We start from the raw sequence: 19,791 nt of genomic DNA on the forward strand, positions 1-19,791 counted from the left end.
TCCTGCCAGGCAGCGGGGGGTGCGCGGGGCCGGATCGTGGTCCCGGGGATGTGACGTCCGTGCGCGACCGGACGCCCGTGGCCCCTCGGCACGGTCGGGACCGCGGACGTTCGTAGACTCCTGGGGTGAGCGCGTACCTGGACCACGCGGCGACCACGCCGATGCTGCCGGTCGCCGTGCGCGCGCTGTCCGAGCAGCTCGCCCGGCCCGGCAACCCCTCGTCGCTGCACGCGTCCGGCCGCGCCGCACGTCGCGTCGTCGAGGAGGCGCGGGAGCGGCTCGCCGCGGCGCTGGGCGCGCGACCCAGCGAGGTGCTGTGGACGTCGGGCGGTACCGAGGCCGACAACTTGGCCGTCAAGGGCCTGTTCTGGGCGCGCCGGACGCAGGACCCGCGACGACGGCGCCTGCTGGTGTCGGCGGTCGAGCACCACGCCGTGCTCGACCCGGCGTTCTGGATGGCCGAGCACGCGGGTGCGGAGCTGGTGCTGCTGCCCGTCGACGCCGACGGCGTGCTGGAGCTGGACGCCCTGCGCGCCGAGCTCGAGGAGCACGGCGACGCGGCCGCGGTGGTCTCGGTGATGTGGGCGAACAACGAGGTGGGCGCGCTGCAGCCGCTCGACGAGGTGGTGGCGCTCGCGCACCGGTACGGGGTCCCGGTGCACGCGGACGCGGTGCAGGCGTTAGGCCAGGTGCCGGTCGACTTCGGCGCCAGCGGGCTCGACGCGCTCACGCTGAGCGGGCACAAGCTGGGCGGGCCCGGGGGGACCGGTGCGCTGCTGGCGCGCCGCGGCCTCGAGCTCACGCCCGTGCAGCACGGCGGGGGGCAGGAGCGCGGCGTGCGCTCCGGCACGCTCGACGCGGCGCTGCTGGGGGCGTTCGCCGTCGCCGTCGATGCGGGCGTCGCGGCCCGGCCGCAGGAGTCCGTGCGCCTCGCGGCGCTGCGCGACGAGCTCGTCGCGGGCGTGCGCCGCGCCGACCCGACCGCCGTGCTCCGCGGCCCGCGGGACGGCGCGCGGCGGCTGCCGGCGAACGCCCACTTCACGTTCCCGGGGTGCGAGGGCGACTCGCTGCTGTACCTGCTCGACTCGGCGGGCGTCGAGGCGTCGACCGGATCGGCCTGCCAGGCCGGCGTCCCGCGCCCGTCGCACGTGCTGCTCGCGATGGGTGTGGCGGAGGACGACGCGCGGGGTGCGCTGCGGTTCTCCCTCGGCCACGCGTCGACCTCCGACGACGTGGCGGCGCTGCTCGCGGCGCTGCCCGGCGTGCTGGCGCGCGCCCGGGAGGCGGGCCTCGTCGGCTCGTCGGGGCGTCGGTCGACGCCGGAGGTGGTCTGAGTGCGGGTGCTCGCGGCGCTCTCGGGCGGGGTGGACTCCGCGGTGGCGGCCGCCCGGGCCGTCGACGCCGGCCACGACGTCGTGGGGGTGCACATGGCGCTGTCGCGGACTCGTGACCAGTTCCGCACCGGCTCGCGCGGGTGCTGCTCGATCGAGGACGCGGGCGACGCGCGCCGGGCGGCGGACGTCCTGGGGATCCCCTACTACGTGTGGGACCTGTCCGAGCGGTTCGAGGAGACGGTCGTCGCCGACTTCCTCTCCGAGTACGCGGCCGGCCGGACGCCCAACCCGTGCGTGCGGTGCAACGAGCACATCAAGTTCGCGACGCTGCTGGACAAGGCGCTCGCGCTCGGGTTCGACGCGGTGTGCACCGGCCACTACGCGCGCGTCGAGCACCGCGACGGGACGCCCGAGCTGCACCGCGCGCGCGACGCCGCCAAGGACCAGTCCTACGTGCTCGCCGTGATGGGTCCGGACCGGCTCGCCCGCTCGATGTTCCCGCTGGGCGACGTCGCGTCCAAGGAGGAGACGCGCCGTGAGGCCGCCGCGCGCGGGCTGGCCGTCTCCGCCAAGCCCGACTCCTACGACATCTGCTTCGTCGCCGACGGCGACACCCAGGGCTTCCTGCGCGACCGGCTCGGCAGCCGGCCCGGCGACGTCGTGGACACCACGGGCGCGGTCGTCGGGCAGCACGACGGCGCGTACGCGTACACCGTCGGGCAGCGCCGCGGCCTCGCGCTGGGGCGGCCCGCTCCCGACGGCCGCCCGCGCTACGTCCTGCAGGTCGAGCCGGTGCGCAACCGCGTGGTCGTCGGACCGGCCGACGAGCTGGCGGTGGGCGTCGTGCACGCGGACCGGGCGGTCTGGTACGACGAGGGTGCCCGCGCCGGGGCCGCGGTCGGGTCGCAGGCGCAGAGGCAGGTGCAGGTGCAGGTCCGTGCGCACGGGGCGCCGGTGGCAGGGGTCGTGGAGGCTGCGGCTGCGGCCGCGGCTGCGGCCGTGCCGGTCGTCCCGGGGACGTCCGGTCCCGACGAGCGCGAGGACCGCAGCAGCGTGCGGGTCCGGCTCGTGGAGCCGCTCAGCGGCGTCGCGCCGGGGCAGTCGCTGGTGCTGTACGACGGCACGCGTGTGCTGGGCCAGGCCACCGTGACGGCCACCGAGCGTCCGGGCGCGCCTGCGCTCGCCCCGGCTCGGGTGACCGGGGCCGGCGCGTGATCGCGGTCAGCGGCACCGGGACGTGGCCGGGCAGCGAGGTCCTGGAGGCGCAGAGCGTCGTCGTGGGCGACCTGACCGACACGCCGGCGGAGGTCGAGGGGCTCCCGTTCGCGGTGCACCTGCCCGCCCGCGGCCCGGGCGCGACGCTCGTCGGACGGTCGCTCGCGATGCTGGTCGACCTCGCGGCCGAGCTCGGGCCGCACGGGTGGAAGCTGTCCGACCGTCCCGGCGGTGACGTGACGCGCGCACGTTCCCTGCTGCGGGAGGACCTCGACGCGCTCGCGGTCGCGTGCCACGGGTACGCGGGCCCGCTCGTCGTGCCCGTGCTCGGTCCGGTGAGCCTCGCCGCGGGCGTGTACCTCGCACGCGGCGACCGGGCGCTCGCGGACGCCGGCGCCGTACGGGAGCTCGCGGACTCGCTCGCGGAGGGGGTCGGCGAGCACCTGGCGGCGGTGCGGCGCGCGGCGCCCGGCGCGGTGCCGCAGGTGCTGGTGCACGAGCCGCTGCTCGCGCAGGCCACGGCGGGCGTCCTGCCGTCGTTCTCCGGCTACGCCCGGCTGCGCGCGCTGCCCGGGCCGCTCGCCGCCGAGCGGGTGGGCGCGGTGGTCACGGCCGCGCGCGGCGCTGGCGCGAGCACGGTCGTCGTGCACGGGGGAGCCGCCTGGACCACGCTCCCGGCCGTCCGCGCGAGCGGTGCGGACGGCATCGCGCTCGAGGTGGCCGGGCTGGACCAGGCGGCCTGGGAGCGGGTGGCGGAGGCGGTCGAGGGCGGCCTCCGCCTGTGGGCGCATGTGCCGCCGCAGGAGAGCTCGCAGTGCGCGGGGCCCGACGCGGTGGGCCAGGCGCGCACCCTCACCGCCCCGTGGCGCGCGGTCGGCCTGCCGGTCGCGGGGCTCGACGACGTGGTGCTGCTCGCCGGCCCGGTCGCCGGCGAGGCGCCCGCCGGCCCCGATGACGCGCGCGGGGCGCTCGCGGGCGTGGTGCGCGCGGGACGTGTCGTCGCGGAGCTGGTGCACGGCTGACGGTCGCACGGCTGAGGGGGGTTGACGGCTGCACGGCTGGGGGCTGCACAGCTGGGGGCCGCACGGCTGGTCGGGCCGGGCGCGTGCTCGTCGTAGGCTGCACGGGCGCGGGAACCGCCCGCCCACGGACGGGAGGCGACCCCATGCCCGAGGCCTCGGCCCCGACGAGCCGGCCGGGCATCGCCCGGCCCCTCACGCTCGTGCTGGCGAGCGGCGCCGCGATCGTCGGCGTCGTGCTGCTCCTGGTCGCGCTCGTCACGGTGGGCACGCGCTCGCTCGAGGCGACCGAGTCGGGGGACGTGCCGTGCCTGCAGGCGGTCGACGCCGACGTCGCCGGCGCGGCCGTGCGCAACGAGGTGCTGCCGCCGCGCGCGGTGTGCACCTGGACGGACGCGAGCGGGACGGCCGAGACGGTCGTCGTGGCCGAGGCGTCGCCCGTGCTGTTCTGGGCCGGGCTCGTGCTGTTCGTCGGCGGCGTGCTGACCTGCGTCGGCGTGCTCGTGGCCCCGCGGCTGCGCCGCTGACGCGCGTGTCGGCGGTCCGCGCCAGAATGGTGCGGTGACCGACGCCGCTGCTGCCCCGACCGCTGCCCCGACTGCGGCCCCGAACGAGCGCCCGGCCCGCGACGAGGACGCGGCCGGGCCCGTGCCCCCCGAGGCGCGGCACCGCTGGGACTTGCTCGCGGAGCAGGTGCGCGCGGACCAGTTCGCGTACTACGTGCGGGACGCGCCGACGGCGTCGGACGCGGAGTACGACGAGCGGCTGCGCGAGCTCCAGGCGCTCGAGGACGCGCATCCCGGGCTGCGGACCCCGGACTCCCCGACGCAGCGGGTGGGCGGCACGTTCTCCACCGACTTCCAGGCGGTCGACCACGTCGAGCGCATGCTGTCGCTGGACAACGCCTTCTCCGACGAGGACGTGCAGGCCTGGGCGGAGCGCGTGCAGCGGGACCTCGAGCAGCCCGGTCCGCCGCACTACCTGTGCGAGCTCAAGATCGACGGGCTCGCCATCGCGCTGCGGTACGAGGGCGGGCGCCTGACGCGCGCCGTCACCCGCGGCGACGGCCGCACGGGCGAGGACGTGACGCTCAACGTCCGGACCATCTCGACGATCCCGGACCGGCTCGGCGGGGACCCCGCGTCGCACCCGGAGCTCATCGAGATCCGCGGCGAGGTCTTCCTCCCGGTCGAGGCGTTCACCGAGCTCAACGCCGCGCAGGTCGCGGCGGGCCGGGCGCCCTTCGCGAACCCGCGCAACGCCGCTGCCGGCTCGCTGCGGCAGAAGGACCCGCGCGTGACCGCGTCGCGTCCGCTGCGGATGTACGCGCACGGCGTCGGCGCGCTGCGCTGGGGCGAGACGGGCGCCCAGGCCGACGTGACGCGGCAGTCGCAGGTGTACGACCTGCTGGCGGGGTGGGGCGTGCCGGTCTCGTCGCACACGCGCGTGGTGACGGGGCTGGACGGCGTGCGGGAGATGATCGCCCACTACGGCGAGCACCGGCACGACGTGGAGCACGAGATCGACGGCATCGTGGTCAAGGTCGACGAGATCGCGCTGCAGCGCCGCCTGGGGGCGACGAGCCGCGCGCCCCGGTGGGCGATCGCGTACAAGTACCCGCCGGAGGAGGTGAACACGCGCCTCCTCGCGATCGAGGTCGGGATCGGCCGGACCGGGCGGGCGACGCCGTTCGCCGTGATGGAGCCGGTGTTCGTCTCCGGCTCGACCGTGCGGCAGGCGACGCTGCACAACCAGGACGTCGTGAAGGTCAAGGGCGTGCGCGTCGGCGACATGGTGGTGCTGCGCAAGGCCGGCGACGTGATCCCCGAGGTGGTGGGCCCCGCGCCGCAGGCGCCGGACGACGACGTGCCGCGCGTCGAGTGGCACATGCCGGCCGACTGCCCGGAGTGCGGCACCCCGTTGCGACCCATGCGCGAGGGCGACGTGGACCTGCGCTGCCCGAACGCCGAGTCCTGCCCGGCGCAGGTGCGCGGCCGCGTCGAGCACATCGGGTCGCGGGGAGCGTTCGACATCGAGGCGCTGGGCGAGGTCACGGCCGCGGCGCTGACCCAGCCGGCCGTGCCGGAGACGCCGCCGCTGCGCACCGAGGCGGACCTGTTCGACCTCGTCGGCTACGCGGCGGACGCGCCCGACGACGAGCGTGAGCGCGTCCGGGCCGCGAGCCTGACGCGGCTCGCCGAGATCGAGGTCGTCGTGCGGGACCCGGAGACGGGGCTGCCGCGCGAGGACGAGGACGGCAACGTGCGCCGGCGCACGCCGTTCCGCCGCCGCCTCACCTGGACCCGTGCGCAGCAGGCGCAGGCCGCCAGCGAGGGTCGGGCGCTGCGGGACTGGGAGCCGTCGGAGGCGGCGCGGACGCTGCTCGACCAGCTGGACCTCGCGAAGGAGAAGGAGCTCTGGCGGGTGATCGTGGCGCTGAGCATCCGCAACGTCGGCCCGACGGCCGCCCGCGCGCTCGCCCAGGAGTTCCGCTCGATGGCGGCGCTGCGCGCGGTGGTGGAGGGCGATCCGCAGGCGGCGGCCGAGCGGCTCGCGGGCGTCGAGGGCGTGGGTCCCACCATCGCGGGCTCGCTGGTCGACTGGTTCGCCACGCCGTGGCACGCCCAGGTCGTCGACCGGTGGCAGGCCGCCGGCGTGCGGATGGCGGACTCGTCCGACGCGGACGTGCCGCGCACGCTCGAGGGGCTCACGGTCGTGGTGACGGGGAGCCTCGAGCGGTTCAGCCGCGACGAGGCGAAGGAGGCGATCCTGGTGCGCGGGGGCAAGGCCGCGGGGTCCGTGTCGAAGAAGACCGACTACGTGGTGGTGGGGGAGAACGCCGGGTCCAAGGAGGCCAAGGCGCGCGAGCTCGGGCTCACGATCCTCGACGAGGCCGGCTTCGAGCGGCTCCTGGCGCACGGGCCGGACGAGCAGGCATGACCGCGCTGCCGCGCGTCGCGGTCGCCCGCGGCGACCAGGTCGCGGACGCCGGGGCGCTGACGGCGGAGGCGTACCTGGCGGACCGCCTGGTCGACGCCGACGACGACTACGAGCGGGAGCTGCGGGACGCGCAGCGCCGCGCGCGGGAGGCGACGGTGCTGGTCGCGACGCTGGAGGCGGGCGACGGCCGGGAGGTCGTCGTCGGGACGATCACGCTGGCGCCCTACGGCACGTCCTACGCGGAGGTCGCGGAGCCGGGCGAGCTCGAGCTGCGGATGCTCGCCGTAGCACCCGAGGCGCGCGGTCGGGGCGTGGCGGAGGCGCTCGTCACCGCGGCCCAGCGCGAGGCCGTCGTCGCGGGCGCGCGGCGGCTGGTGCTGTCGACGCTCGAGGCGATGCGCACCGCGCAGCGGCTGTACGCGCGCCTCGGCTTCCGTCCGGTGCCCGCCCGCGACTGGGGCCACGAGGACGTGCGGCTCCTGGTGCACACGTGGACGCCGCCCGCCCCGCCGGGTGTCCTGACCGAGGTGGCGTGCTGGCCGCCGCTGCGCACCGAGACGACGAGCGCGGGCTGGCGGCTGGGGCTCTCGCACGGCCTGACGCGGCGCGCGAACAGCGCCGTGGTGCTCGTCGCCCCCGCCGACGTCGCGGCCGCCGTGGACGAGGTCGAGGCGGTCTACACCGAGAACGGTCAGCGCCCCGTGGTGCGGCTCGGGCGCTCGCCGCTCGAGGACGCGGTCGCCGCCGAGCTCCGCGCGCGCCACTGGGTGACGGCCTCCGAGACGGACGTGCTGGTCGCCGACCTGCCGCTCGACGGCGCGGCCGAGGCCTGCGCGCTCGAGTGCACCGTGACGAACACGCCCGACGACGCATGGCTGGACGCGTACCTCGCCGTGAAGTCGGCGGGCGCCGACCGCGAGGTCGCGCGCGCCATCCTGGCCGGTGGCGTCGCCCAGCACGTCGCGGCCCGGCGGGGCGGCGCGGTCGTGGGCGTCATCCGGGTCGCCTACGAGCAGGACTGGGCCGCGCTCTCCTGCCTCGTCGTCGACCCGCTCGCGCGGCGTGGGGGCGTGGGCCGGGCGCTCACCCTGCGGGCGCTCGACCTCGCGCTCGCACACGGGGCGCGCCGGGCGTTCCTCCAGGTCGAGGCCCACAACGCCGTGGCCGCGCGGCTCTACTCGCGGCTGGGCTTCCGCCCGGCCGACGCGTACGCCTACCGGGAGCCGGCGCCGGCCTGAGCCGAGCGCGACGTCGCCCGGCGCACCCCCGGGTCAGCCGCGCGCGGACCAGAGCAGTCCGCGCTCGACGACCGTGCGCACCTGCGGGACCTCCAGGTCCGCGAGCTGGTGCCCGACCGTGCACACGAAGATCCGGCCCGCGCCCCACCGCCGCGTCCACACGACCGGCGACGTGACCGGCCGGTGCCACGGGTCGTCGGCCCGCGCGGGCACGGTCGTGGTCGCGAGCACCTCGTTGAGCGGGTCCGTCAGCAGCCAGTACTGCTCGGACCGCAGGGAGAACGACGCCACGCCCTGCGTGATCGGGTGCTCCGCGTCCCGGACGTCGACGGTGTGCTCGACGACGTCGCCCGGGTGGGCCGCGAACTGCGCCCCCACCATCTGCAGGTAGTCCGTCGCCATCCGGAACGAGTCGACGACGCCGCCGTGCCACCCGGCGAAGCCCGTGCCCGCGGCGACCGCGGCGCGCAGGCCGCGCAGCTCGTCGGCCAGGATCTCGCCCATGGTCCAGCACTGGACGACGAGGTCGGTCGCCCGCATGGTGTCCTCGTCCGCGTAGACCTCGAGGGAGTCGGACACCGTCACCGCGAACCCGTGCTCGCGCAGGAAGGGCACGAACAGCTCGGCCGCCTCCACCGGCGCGTGGCCGTCCCATCCTCCGCGGACGACGAGTGCTCGCCGCTGCTGCATCTCCACTGTGCCTCCGACGTCGTCGTACGGGGTCGTCCGGACTGTACGGGTCAGGTGATCAGCGCGTCGATGGCCGCGGCCGAGAGCACGTGCTCGGAGGCCATCGCGCTCGCGCCCAGGACGCCGGCCGTCGCGCCCGTGCGGGACGCGACGATCCGCAGGTGCTGCGTCGCCAACGGCAGCGAGCGCCGGTAGACCACCTCGCGGATCCCGGCGATGAGGTGCTCGCCGGCCTCGGCGACCTGGCCGCCGATCACGATCACCGAGGGGTTGAGCAGGCTCACGCACGCCGCCAGCACCCCGCCGATGTGGCGACCGGCGTCGCGGACGGCGCGGCCGGCGTCGATGTCACCGGCGCGCACGAGCGCGACCACGTCGGCGCTCGTCGTCGCCGGGACGCCGGCCTCGGTGAGGGCCGCGGCGATCGCGGGACCGCTCGCGATCGCCTCGAGGCAGCCCGAGTTGCCGCACCGGCAGGGCAGGTCGACGACGCCCGGGACGGCGACGTGCCCGATGTCGCCCGCGGCGCCCTGCGCGCCGCGACGCAGGGACCCGTCGGAGATCACGCCCGCCCCGATGCCGGTCGCGACCTTGACGAAGAGCAGGTGGTCCACGTCGCGCCACTGGCTGGTGTGCTCGCCGAGCGCCATGAGGTTCACGTCGTTGTCGACCAGCACGGGCACGCGCAGGTGGGAGGAGAGGATGCCGGGGACGTCGGCGTCGTCCCACCCCGGCATGATCGGCGGGTTGATCGGCCGCCCCGTGGAGTGCTCGACCGGACCGGGCAGGCCGACGCCCACGCTCACCAGGTCCCGCGCGGGCCGCTCCGCCTTGTCCAGCAGCAGCTCGCCGATCTCGACGACGCGCTCCAGGACGGCGTGCGGCCCGGAGCCGATCGCGATCTGCTCACCGTGCTCGGCGAGCACGGTGCCCGCGAGGTCGGTCACCGCGAGCCGGGCGTGCGTCGCGCCCAGGTCCACCGCGAGGACCACGCGCGCCGCCGGGTTGAACGCGAACGTGGCGGGCGGGCGACCGCCCGTCGAGGTCGCCTCGCCCGCGGGGCTGACCAGCCCGGACGCGAGCAGCAGGTCGACGCGCGCCGCGATCGTGGAGCGGGACTGGCCGGTGGTCGTCGCGAGGTCCGACCGCGTACGGGGCTGGCCGTCGCGCAGGAGCTGGAACATCTCGCCGGCCCCGGTCGGGCGCGGGGCGAACTTGGTCAGCTCGTCCATGCGCACAGTGAACCACTCCGTCCTGGTCGGGCGTCGGCGTGCGGCGCACGCACCCTCGCCCCGGCTTCTGCAGATCGCGATTGTGTAACGCTGCCACACGGAAGACAACTTTTGCTTGACGTTCGGCAGAAGCCTGCCTAACTTCGTCCTCATGGTCGACGAGGACCGCCCCGTCTGGGGCACACCGGACACCGGTGACGCAGCCGGCACCGCGCGCGGCGCATCAGCCGACGGCGCCCCGCTCCTGGCGATGCGCGGCATCGTCAAGCAGTTCCCCGGAGCCCGCGCGCTGGACGGCGTCGAGCTCGAGGTCCGCGCGGGGGAGGTGCACTGCCTGCTCGGGCAGAACGGCGCGGGGAAGTCGACGCTGATCAAGGTCCTGGCCGGCGCCCACCAGCCCGACGAGGGGGAGATCCTGCTCGACGGGCGGCGCGTGACGATCGCCGACCCCGTCGCCGGGCTCCGGCTCGGCGTGGCCACGATGTACCAGGAGCTCGACGTCGTGGACGGGCTCTCCGTCGCGGAGAACATCTTCCTGGGCCACGAGCTGACGAGCGGAGGGTTCACGCAGCGCCGTGCCCAGACGGCCCGGGCGCGGGAGCTCATGGAACGCCTCGGCCACGGCTCGATCGCACCGCACCGCGAGGTCGGCCGGCTCTCCGCCGCGTCCAAGCAGATCGTGAGCATGGCGCGGGCGCTGTCCCACGACGCGCGGGTGATCGTCATGGACGAGCCGTCCGCCGTGCTCGACTCCGAGGAGGTCGCCACCCTCTTCCGCGTCGTGCGGGACCTCACGGCGCAGGGCGTCGCGGTGGTCTACATCTCCCACCGCCTCGAGGAGATCCGGCAGATCGGGGACCGAATCACGGTCCTCAAGGACGGCCGGACGGTCGCGACGGGCCTCCCGGCGACCACGCCGACGCCCGACCTGATCCGCCTGATGACGGGCCGCAACGTCGAGTTCGCGATCCCGCGACGGCCGCCGGTGCGCGAGGACGCGCCCGTGGTGCTGGAGGTCGAGGCGCTGGGCCTGACCGGCGTGTTCGAGGGGGTGTCGTTCACGGTCCGGGAGGGCGAGGTCGTCGGGCTCGCCGGGCTCGTCGGCTCGGGCCGCTCCGAGATCCTCGAGTCGGTCTTCGGGGCACGCCGCACGACGAGCGGGCGCGTCACGGTCGCCGGCCGTCGCCTGCGCACGGGCTCGGTCGCGGACGCCGTCGACGCGGGCGTGGGGCTGTGCCCGGAGGAGCGCAAGAGCCAGGGGCTGCTCCTCGACGAGCCGGTGTACCGCAACATCACGCTGTCCTCCTTCGCCCGGACCGCGCGCGGCGGGATGCTCGACGAGGGCGCCGAGCGCGCGCAGGCGCAGGAGCAGGTCCGCGCGCTCGAGGTCCGGCCGCAGGACGTCGCGCGCACGGCGCGGACGCTCTCGGGCGGCAACCAGCAGAAGGTCGTGCTCGCGCGGTGGCTCGTGCACGGCTGCAAGGTCCTGCTGCTCGACGAGCCGACGCGCGGCGTCGACGTCGGCGCACGGGCCGAGATCTACGCGCTCGTGGCGCAGCTGACGGCGGCGGGCGCCGCGGTCGTCGTCGTCTCGAGCGAGATCGAGGAGGTGCTCGGCCTGGCCGACCGCGTCCTCGTCGTCTCCGAGGGTCGCGTGGTCCACTCCGGGCCGGCGGCCGACATCGACGAGCATCGGGTCCTCGACCTCGTGATGGAAGGGAGTGCCGCGTGAGCGAGAGCAACCTCGCGTCGAGCGCCGCAGACGTTCCGGCCGACGCAGCGCCGCCGGCGGTCCGGCCGCCCCGGGCCCGGGCGTCCGGCCTGCACGGTGCGGCAGCACGCAACCTGGGTCTCGTGATCGCGCTCGTCGCGATCTGCGTCGTCGGGATCGTCACGGCGGGGGACCGGTTCTGGGACCTGTCCAACGCGCTGACCATCCTGCGGCTCGCGTCGGTGATCGGCGTGCTGTCGATCGGGATGACGTTCGTGATCACGGGCGGCGGCATCGACCTGTCCGTGGGCTCGGTGCTCGGGCTCGCGTCGGTGTGGGCGTCCACGCTGGCCACGCAGACCATGGCGCGCGACTCGCACTGGGTGGTGATGGCCGTGTGCGCGATCGCCGTCGGCATCGGCGCCGGCCTCGTGAACGGGGTTCTGATCGCCTACGGGAAGGTGGTCGCGTTCATCGCGACCCTCGCCATGATGGTCGCCGCCCGCGGGCTCGCCGAGATGATCGCGAACCGGCAGACCCAGGTGGTGCGCGTCCCGGAGTTCATCTCGTTCTTCCGCATGTCGCCCCTGGGCGTGCCGATGCTGGTCTGGATCTTCGCGGTGGTGGCGGTCGCGGGCTGGGTCCTGCTGAACCGCACGACGTTCGGCCGCCGCACGGTCGCGGTCGGCGGGAACGCCGAGGCCGCGCGCCTCGCCGGGATCAAGGTGCAGCGCCACACGATGTACCTGTACGCGCTGGCCGGGCTCGCGGCCGGCGTCGCCGGCCTCATGATGCTCGGCCGGACCACGGCCGGCAGCTCCACCAACGGCCAGCTCTACGAGCTCGACGCGATCGCCGCGGTCGTCGTGGGCGGGACGCTGCTGTCCGGCGGCCGCGGCACGATCGTCGGCACCGTCCTGGGCGTCCTCATCTTCACGACGCTCACCAACGTGTTCACGCAGAACAACCTGTCGATCTCCGCCCAGTCCATCGCGAAGGGCGCGATCATCGTCGGCGCGGTGCTGCTGCAGCAGCGGTTCGCCGACCGCTCCCGCGCCGGGACGTAGCCCCCGCGCCACCACCCTCGCCTCAGCCCGCGCCGGCGTCCGCAGCACGTCGGCGTACCTCTCGCGCACCATCGATCAAGGAGGATCGCCATGTCCGCACGTCCCCGTCGCCGCTGGGTCGCAGCCGCAGGAGCCGTCGCCGCAGCCTCGCTGCTCGTCGCCGGCTGCACGTCGAACGAGCCGCAGGAGACCGAGGAGACCGCCACGCAGGAGGCGCCGCAGGCACCGTCGGGCGGGAACGACGAGCAGGGTGACGAGGTCGTCATCGGCTTCTCGGCCCCGGCCTCGGACCACGGCTGGATGGGCTCGATCACCAAGTCGGCCCAGGACGTCGCCGCGGAGTACCCCGACATCGACCTGCGGGTCGCCGAGGGCACCAACGACGTGAACCTGCAGATCAGCCAGATCGAGCAGTTCATCAACGACGGCGTCGACGCGATCGTGCTGCTGCCCTTCGACGGCGCGGCGCTCACCGAGGTCGCCATCAAGGCCATGCAGGCCGGCATCGTCGTGGTCAACGTGGACCGCGAGTTCGACGACCCGACCGCCGCGCGCACCACCGTGCTCGGCGACAACTACGGGATGGGCATCAGCGCGGGCCGGTTCATCTGCGACCAGCTCGGCGGCACCCCCGACGCGAAGGTCGCGGAGATCGCCGGCATCGACTCCCTGCCGCTCACGCAGGACCGCAGCAAGGGCTTCGCGGACGCGCTGGGCGAGTGCGGGCTCAAGGTCAGCAACCGCGTCGCCGCGGACTTCACGGTCCAGGGCGGCGAGGCCGCGGCCGCGAACCTGCTGCAGGCCGCGCCGGAGCTCGACGCGATCTGGAACCACGACGACGACCAGGGCGTCGGCGTCCTCGCCGCGATCGAGGCGGCGAACCGCGACGAGTTCTTCATGGTCGGCGGCGCCGGCTCGAAGAACGTCATGGAGGCCATCAAGGCCGACGACACCGTGCTCAAGGCGACGGTCATCTACCCCTCCACGCAGGCGGCGGACGGCATCAAGCTCGCCCGGCTCCTGGTCCAGGGCAAGTCGATGAGCGACCTGGTCGAGGTCGAGGTGCCCCGCACGGTCCAGCTGTACGCGCCGGTCGTCACCAAGGAGAACGTCGACCAGTACCTGCCGACGGCCTTCGAGTCCTGACCCACGCGGGTGGGGGCGGCTCAGCGGTCGCCCCCACCCCGGTTCCGAGAGGAGGGACCATGACGGCATCCGCTGCGGACCGTCCGCGCCTCGGCGTGGGCATGGTCGGCTACGCGTTCATGGGGGTCGCGCACTCGCAGGCGTGGCGCAACGCCCCGCGCTTCTTCGACCTGCCGGCGGACGTCGACATGGCGGTGGTCGCCGGCCGCAACCCGGCGAACGTGCGCGCGGCCGCGGACCGGCTCGGCTGGCGCAGGGCGGTGACGGACTGGCGCGAGCTCGTCGCGTCCGACGAGGTCGACCTGGTCGACATCTGCACGCCGGGCGACCTGCACGCGCAGATCGCGCTCGCGGCGCTCGCCGCCGGCAAGCACGTGCTGTGCGAGAAGCCTCTCGCCAACTCGGTCGCCGAGGCGCAGGAGATGGCCGACGCCGCCGCGGCCGCGCCGGGCCAGGTCGCGATGGTCGGCTTCACCTACCGGCGCGTCCCGGCCGTCCAGCTCGCGCGCACGCTCGTCGCGGACGGGCGGATCGGCCAGGTGCGCCACGTCCGGGCGCAGTACCTGCAGGACTGGATCGCGGACCCGCAGGCACCGCTCTCCTGGCGCCTGGACAAGCAGAAGGCGGGCTCGGGTGCGCTCGGAGACATCGGCGCGCACGTGGTCGACCTGGCCCAGTTCGTCACGGGTGAGGAGGTCACCGGAGTGAGCGCGGTGCTGGAGACCTTCGTGACCGAGCGGCCCGTGGCCGAGGAGTTCACGGGGCTGTCCGGCTCGTCGTCGGGCTCGGGCGCGACCGGCCCCGTGACGGTCGACGACGCGGCGGTGTTCCTGGGCCGGATGAGCGGCGGCGGCCTGGCGACGTTCGAGGCCACGCGGTTCGCGTACGGGCGCAAGAACGCGATCCGGCTGGAGATCAACGGGTCGGCCGGCTCGCTCGCGTTCGACTTCGAGGACATGAACGTCCTGCACTTCTTCGACGCCCACGAGCCCGCCGCGACGGCGGGCTTCCGGCGGATCGTCGTGACCGAGCCCGAGCACGCGTACGTCGCCGCCTGGTGGCCCGCGGGGCACGGGCTGGGCTACGAGCACGCGTTCACGCACCAGGCCGTGGACCTGGTGCGCGGCGTCGTCGCGGGCGAGCACCCGACCCCGACGTTCGCCGACGGGCTGCAGGTGCAGCGCGTGCTCGACGCCGTCGAGCGCTCCGCCGCGGCACAGAGCACCTGGACCCCGGTCACCACCAGCGCGAGCCGGCCCGCGGCCGCGCGCGACGTCGAGGAGGCCCTGCGATGACCCGACCCGTCACCCTGTTCACCGGCCAGTGGGCGGACCTGCCGTTCGAGGAGGTCGCGCGCCTGGCCGCGGGCTGGGGCTACGACGGCCTGGAGATCGCCTGCTGGGGCGACCACCTGGACCCGTGGCGCTGGGACGACGACGACTACGTCGCGGACCGGCTCGAGGTGCTGGAACGGCACGGACTGAAGGTCTGGGCGATCTCCAACCACCTCAAGGGCCAGGCGGTCTGCGACGACCCGATCGACCAGCGGCACCGCGACATCCTCCCGGACGTCGTGTGGGGCGACGGCGACCCGGAGGGCGTGCGGCAGCGTGCGGCGCAGGAGATGCAGCACACCGCCCGCCTCGCGGCCCGCCTCGGCGTGCGGACCGTCGTCGGGTTCACCGGGTCCTCGATCTGGAAGTACGTCGCGATGTTCCCGCCGGTCTCCGCCGCCGCGATCGACGCGGGCTACCAGGACTTCGCCGACCGCTGGAACCCGATCCTCGACGTGTTCGACGAGGTGGGCGTGCGGTTCGCGCACGAGGTGCACCCGTCGGAGATCGCCTACGACTACTGGACGACGCAGCGCACGCTCGAGGCGATCGGCCACCGGGAGGCCTTCGGGCTCAACTGGGACCCCAGCCACTTCATGTGGCAGCAGCTCGACCCGGTGGACTTCATCCTCGAGCACCGGGACCGGATCTACCACGTGGACTGCAAGGACGTGAAGCTCCGGCTGGGGAACGGCCGCAACGGCCGGCTCGGCTCGCACCTGCCGTGGGCGGACCTGCGCCGCGGGTGGGACTTCGTGTCGACCGGCCGCGGCGACGTGCCGTGGGAGGCGTCGTTCCGGGCGCTCAACGCGATCGGCTACGACGGCCCGATCTCGGTCGAGTGGGAGGACGCGGGCATGGACCGCCTGCTGGGCGCGCCGGAGGCGCTCGAGTTCGTCCGGCGCAACGCGTTCGACCCGCCCGCGGCGGCGTTCGACGCGGCGTTCAGCTCGCGCTGACGGCCTCAGGACCGGATCGCGGACACGCGCGGGACGACGAGGGGCGGCGCGCAGGGCGCGGGACGATACTGACCAGGTGATCTCCCGCGACCTCGCGCTGCGCCTGCGCCGCACCGGCCTGCACTGGCACCCCACGTCCGGGGACCGGTTCGGCGTCCTGGTCGAGGGCGTCGACGACGTCTTCACGGTCAGCGAGATGACGATCCAGGCGCACGACTACCCGACCGGGACGGTGCTGGGGTTCAACGGCACCACCGAGTGGGCGCTGGACTCGGTGGCGCAGGACGACGCGGTGTGGCTGCCGCGCGAGGACCAGCTGCGCGAGCTGCTGGGCGGGACGTTCCGGTCCCTGGCGCGGTCCACCGACGGCCGGCACCAGGTGCTCGTCGAGCTCGCGGGACGGCCCGAGCAGGTGTTCACCGCGGACAGCGCCGAGGACGCCTACGCCCTCGCGCTGCTCGCCCTGATCACCGCGGCCGTCGAGCGGGTGTGACGCGCCACTAGACTCGCTCGCATGTCCACCCTCTCCCGCGACGAGGTCGCGCGTGTGGCGGGGCTGGCCCGGATCGACCTGACGTCCGCCGAGCTCGACCGGCTCGCGGGCGAGCTCGACGTCATCGTCGAGTCGGTCGCGCGCGTGAGCGAGATCGCCACGCCGGACGTGCCGGCCACCAGCCACCCCCTGCCGCTGACCAACGTGTTCCGTGCCGACGTGCCCGAGCCGCCCGTGGACCGCGACGCGGTCCTGGCCGCGGCGCCCGCCGCGCAGGACGGCAAGTTCCTGGTGCCGCAGATCCTGGGGGAGGACGTATGAGCGAGGACCTGACGCGGATCTCCGCGGCCGCGCTCGCGGACCGGCTCCAGGCCGGCGACGTCTCGTCGGTCGAGGCGACGCGTGCGCACCTCGACCGGATCGCGGCCGTGGACGGCGCGGTGCACGCCTTCCTGCACGTGTCCGACGAGGACGCGCTCGCGACCGCCGCCGACGTCGACGCCCGCCGCGCGGCCGGCGAGGACCTGCACCCGCTGGCGGGGGTGCCGATCGCGGTCAAGGACGTCGTCGTCACGCAGGGCGTCCCGACGACCGCGGGCTCGCGCATCCTCGAGGGCTGGCTGCCGCCGTACGACGCGACGCTCGTCGAGCGCATCAAGGCGGCCCGCCTGCCGATCCTCGGCAAGACGAACATGGACGAGTTCGCGATGGGGAGCTCGACCGAGCACTCCGCGTACGGGAACACGCACAACCCGTGGGACCTCGAGCGGATCCCGGGCGGCTCCGGCGGCGGGTCCGCCGCGGCCGTCGGGGCGTACGAGGCGCCGCTGGCGATCGGCACGGACACGGGCGGCTCCATCCGTCAGCCCGCGGCCGTGACCGGCACGGTCGGCGTGAAGCCCACCTACGGCTCGGTGTCGAGGTACGGGCTGATCGCGCTCGCGAGCAGCCTCGACCAGGCCGGCCCGGTGACGCGCACGGTGCTGGACTCGGCGCTCCTGCACGAGCTGATCGGCGGGCACGACCCGCGCGACTCGACGTCGATCGCCGAGCCGCTCCCGGACCTCGTCGGCGCGGCGCGGCTCGGTGCGGGCGGTGACCTCACGGGCGTGCGCGTCGGCGTCATCACCGAGCTGCAGGGCGAGGGCTACCAGCCCGGCGTGCTGGCGCGGTTCCACGAGTCGCTCGAGCTGCTGCAGCGCGCGGGCGCGGAGGTCGTCGAGGTCTCCTGCCCGCACTTCACGTACGCGCTCGCGGCGTACTACCTGATCCTGCCGGCGGAGGCGTCGAGCAACCTGGCGAAGTTCGACGGCATGCGGTTCGGCCTGCGCGTCGAGCCGAGCGAGGGCCCGGTCACCGCGGAGCGCGTCATGGCCGCGACGCGCGGCCAGGGCTTCGGCGACGAGGTCAAGCGCCGGATCATCCTCGGCACGTACGCGCTCTCGGCGGGGTACTACGACGCCTACTACGGCAGCGCGCAGAAGGTCCGCACGCTGATCCAGCGCGACTTCGCCGCGGCCTTCGCGCAGGCGGACGTCCTGGTCTCGCCCACGGCGCCGACCACGGCGTTCAAGCTGGGCGAGAAGCTCGACGACCCGCTGGCGATGTACCTCAACGACGTCGCGACGATCCCCGCGAACCTGGCGGGCGTCCCGGGTCTCTCGCTGCCCGCAGGCCTGTCCGACGACGGGCTCCCGGTCGGCTTCCAGGTCCTCGCCCCGGCGAAGGCCGACGACAGGCTGTACCGCGTGGGCGCGGCGCTCGAGTCGCTGCTGGAGAACGAGTGGGGCGGCCCGCTGCTGGCCCAGGCCCCGGAGCTGGAGGTGGCGCGATGAGCCACGCCGCGGTCGACCTGGTCGACTACGACGACGCGATCGCCCGGTTCGACCCCGTCATCGGGATCGAGGTGCACGTCGAGCTCGGCACGGCCACCAAGATGTTCGACGCCGCGCCGGCCGGGTTCGGCGAGGAGCCGAACACGTCGGTGACGCCGGTCTCCCTGGGGCTGCCGGGCAGCCTGCCCGTGGTCAACGGCACGGCGGTCGAGTACGCGATCCGCATCGGGCTCGCGCTCAACTGCTCGATCGCGGAGACCTGCCGGTTCGCGCGGAAGAACTACTTCTACCCGGACGTGCCGAAGAACTTCCAGACGTCGCAGTACGACGAGCCGATCGCCTACGACGGCTACGTCGACGTCGAGCTCGAGGACGGGACCACGTTCCGCGTCGAGGTCGAGCGCGCGCACATGGAGGAGGACGCCGGCAAGAACACCCACGTCGGCGGCGCCACCGGCCGCATCCACGGCGCCGAGTACTCGCTGGTCGACTACAACCGGGCGGGCATCCCGCTGGTCGAGATCGTGACGCGCCCGATCACGGGCGCGGGGGAGCGGGCGCCCGAGGTCGCTCGCGCCTACGTCCAGACGCTGCGGGACCTGTTCCGTGCGCTCGAGGTGTCCGAGGCGCGCATGGAGCGCGGCAACGTGCGGGCCGACGTCAACGTCTCGCTGCGGCCGGACCCGACGAGCGCGCTCGGCACCCGCACCGAGACCAAGAACGTCAACTCGTTCCGGTCGGTGGAGCGCGCGGTCCGCTACGAGATCTCGCGGCAGGCCGCCGTGCTCGACGCGGGCGGCGCCATCGTGCAGGAGACCCGGCACTGGCACGAGGACACGGGTGTCACGACGAGCGGGCGCGTGAAGTCCGACGCCGAGGACTACCGCTACTTCCCGGAGCCGGACCTGGTCCCGATCGCGCCGGACCGTGCGTGGGTCGAGGAGATCCGCGCGGCGCTGCCGGAGCTGCCGGCGGCCCGTCGGCGCCGGCTGCAGGGCGAGTGGGGCTACGCCGACGCCGAGATGCGGGACGTGGTGAACGCGGGCGCGATCGAGCTCATCGAGGCGACGGTGGCCGCGGGCGCGGCGCCCGCGGCGGCACGCAAGTGGTGGATGGGCGAGCTCGCCCGCACCGCCAAGGAGCGGGAGGTCGAGCTCGCGGACCTCCCGATCACGCCGGCGCAGATCGGCAGCCTCCAGCAGCTGGTCGACTCCGGCCGCATCAACGACAAGCTCGCGCGCCAGGTGCTCGAGGGCGTCCTGGCGGGCGAGGGCGAGCCCGAGCAGGTCGTGGTCGCGCGCGGCCTGGAGGTCGTGTCCGACGACGGCCCCCTGCTCGAGGCGATCGACGCCGCGCTCGCCGCCCAGCCGGACATCGCCGAGAAGATTCGCTCGGGCAACCTCGGCCCGGTCGGCGCGATCATCGGCGCGGTCATGAAGGCCACGCGCGGCCAGGCCGACGCTGGCCGCGTGCGGGAGCTGGTCCTGGAGCGCGTCCAGGCCTGACCCGACCCGCCGGCCTCAGCGCCCGCACGCGACGAGCGCGCCAGCCCGAGCTGGCGCGCTCGTCGCGTTCTGC

At 74.8% G+C, this 19,791-nt stretch carries 17 protein-coding genes; 15 read left to right on the forward strand and 2 right to left on the reverse strand.

The features are described from left to right. Positions 1 to 125: 125 nt before the first annotated feature. From KIN34_RS13760 to KIN34_RS13785, 6 genes are all read left to right on the forward strand, one after another. Positions 126 to 1,334, forward strand: coding sequence for a cysteine desulfurase family protein (locus KIN34_RS13760; protein ID WP_214352239.1), 1,209 nt, complete (start codon positions 126 to 128; stop codon positions 1,332 to 1,334). Then, positions 1,335 to 2,549 carry a tRNA 2-thiouridine(34) synthase MnmA gene (gene mnmA / locus KIN34_RS13765; RefSeq protein ID WP_214352241.1) on the forward strand — a complete coding sequence of 405 codons (1,215 nt, stop codon included), beginning with the start codon at positions 1,335 to 1,337 and terminating at the stop codon, positions 2,547 to 2,549. Continuing rightward, positions 2,546 to 3,571, forward strand: a complete 1,026-nt coding sequence (locus KIN34_RS13770; protein WP_214352243.1) for a uroporphyrinogen decarboxylase/cobalamine-independent methonine synthase family protein — start codon at positions 2,546 to 2,548, stop codon at positions 3,569 to 3,571. Before mnmA ends, KIN34_RS13770 begins: the two co-directional genes overlap by 4 nt. A gap of 143 nt (positions 3,572 to 3,714) precedes the next feature. Beyond that, a complete protein-coding gene (locus KIN34_RS13775; RefSeq protein ID WP_214352245.1) occupies positions 3,715 to 4,095 on the forward strand; it encodes a hypothetical protein in 381 nt (126 codons plus the stop codon). Between the two features lie 121 nt (positions 4,096 to 4,216). Continuing rightward, the gene (gene ligA / locus KIN34_RS13780) at positions 4,217 to 6,508 is read left to right on the forward strand and encodes an NAD-dependent DNA ligase LigA (protein WP_307858306.1); all 2,292 of its coding nucleotides are present in this window, start codon (positions 4,217 to 4,219) and stop codon (positions 6,506 to 6,508) included. Continuing rightward, a complete protein-coding gene (locus KIN34_RS13785; RefSeq protein WP_214352249.1) occupies positions 6,505 to 7,746 on the forward strand; it encodes a GNAT family N-acetyltransferase in 1,242 nt (413 codons plus the stop codon). Before ligA ends, KIN34_RS13785 begins: the two co-directional genes overlap by 4 nt. A 33-nt stretch (positions 7,747 to 7,779) precedes the next feature. Here the strand turns inward: KIN34_RS13785 and KIN34_RS13790 are convergent, their stop codons facing one another. Together KIN34_RS13790 and KIN34_RS13795 are read right to left on the reverse strand one after the other, a co-directional pair. Then, positions 7,780 to 8,436, reverse strand: a complete 657-nt coding sequence (locus tag KIN34_RS13790; RefSeq protein WP_214352251.1) for a ThuA domain-containing protein — start codon at positions 8,434 to 8,436, stop codon at positions 7,780 to 7,782. 50 nt (positions 8,437 to 8,486) lie between these two features. After that, the gene (locus KIN34_RS13795; protein WP_214352253.1) at positions 8,487 to 9,668 is read right to left on the reverse strand and encodes an ROK family protein; all 1,182 of its coding nucleotides are present in this window, start codon (positions 9,666 to 9,668) and stop codon (positions 8,487 to 8,489) included. Between the two features lie 250 nt (positions 9,669 to 9,918). Between KIN34_RS13795 and KIN34_RS13800 the strand changes: the two genes are divergently transcribed. From KIN34_RS13800 to gatB, 9 genes are all read left to right on the forward strand, one after another. Beyond that, complete coding sequence (locus KIN34_RS13800) at positions 9,919 to 11,400, forward strand: sugar ABC transporter ATP-binding protein (protein WP_237689916.1); 1,482 nt, start codon at positions 9,919 to 9,921, stop codon at positions 11,398 to 11,400. Then, the gene (locus tag KIN34_RS13805) at positions 11,397 to 12,446 is read left to right on the forward strand and encodes an ABC transporter permease (protein ID WP_214352255.1); all 1,050 of its coding nucleotides are present in this window, start codon (positions 11,397 to 11,399) and stop codon (positions 12,444 to 12,446) included. Before KIN34_RS13800 ends, KIN34_RS13805 begins: the two co-directional genes overlap by 4 nt. 90 nt (positions 12,447 to 12,536) lie before the next feature. Further along, complete coding sequence (locus KIN34_RS13810) at positions 12,537 to 13,592, forward strand: substrate-binding domain-containing protein (protein WP_214352256.1); 1,056 nt, start codon at positions 12,537 to 12,539, stop codon at positions 13,590 to 13,592. A gap of 59 nt (positions 13,593 to 13,651) precedes the next feature. Continuing rightward, positions 13,652 to 14,887 carry a Gfo/Idh/MocA family protein gene (locus KIN34_RS13815; protein ID WP_214352258.1) on the forward strand — a complete coding sequence of 412 codons (1,236 nt, stop codon included), beginning with the start codon at positions 13,652 to 13,654 and terminating at the stop codon, positions 14,885 to 14,887. After that, complete coding sequence (locus tag KIN34_RS13820; RefSeq protein WP_214352260.1) at positions 14,884 to 15,885, forward strand: sugar phosphate isomerase/epimerase family protein; 1,002 nt, start codon at positions 14,884 to 14,886, stop codon at positions 15,883 to 15,885. The genes KIN34_RS13815 and KIN34_RS13820 overlap by 4 nt, the downstream gene beginning before the upstream one ends. 76 nt (positions 15,886 to 15,961) lie before the next feature. Then, a complete protein-coding gene (locus KIN34_RS13825) occupies positions 15,962 to 16,378 on the forward strand; it encodes a pilus assembly protein CpaE (protein ID WP_214352262.1) in 417 nt (138 codons plus the stop codon). 21 nt (positions 16,379 to 16,399) lie between these two features. After that, positions 16,400 to 16,699, forward strand: a complete 300-nt coding sequence (gatC, locus tag KIN34_RS13830) for an Asp-tRNA(Asn)/Glu-tRNA(Gln) amidotransferase subunit GatC (protein WP_214352263.1) — start codon at positions 16,400 to 16,402, stop codon at positions 16,697 to 16,699. After that, positions 16,696 to 18,213 carry an Asp-tRNA(Asn)/Glu-tRNA(Gln) amidotransferase subunit GatA gene (gene gatA / locus KIN34_RS13835; protein WP_214352265.1) on the forward strand — a complete coding sequence of 506 codons (1,518 nt, stop codon included), beginning with the start codon at positions 16,696 to 16,698 and terminating at the stop codon, positions 18,211 to 18,213. Before gatC ends, gatA begins: the two co-directional genes overlap by 4 nt. Continuing rightward, on the forward strand, positions 18,210 to 19,718 hold the full coding sequence (gene gatB, locus KIN34_RS13840) for an Asp-tRNA(Asn)/Glu-tRNA(Gln) amidotransferase subunit GatB (RefSeq protein WP_214352267.1): 1,509 nt from the start codon (positions 18,210 to 18,212) through the stop codon (positions 19,716 to 19,718). Before gatA ends, gatB begins: the two co-directional genes overlap by 4 nt. Positions 19,719 to 19,791 lie beyond the last annotated feature (73 nt).

The sequence above is a fragment of the Cellulomonas fulva genome (assembly GCF_018531375.1).
Classification (GTDB): domain Bacteria; phylum Actinomycetota; class Actinomycetes; order Actinomycetales; family Cellulomonadaceae; genus Cellulomonas; species Cellulomonas fulva.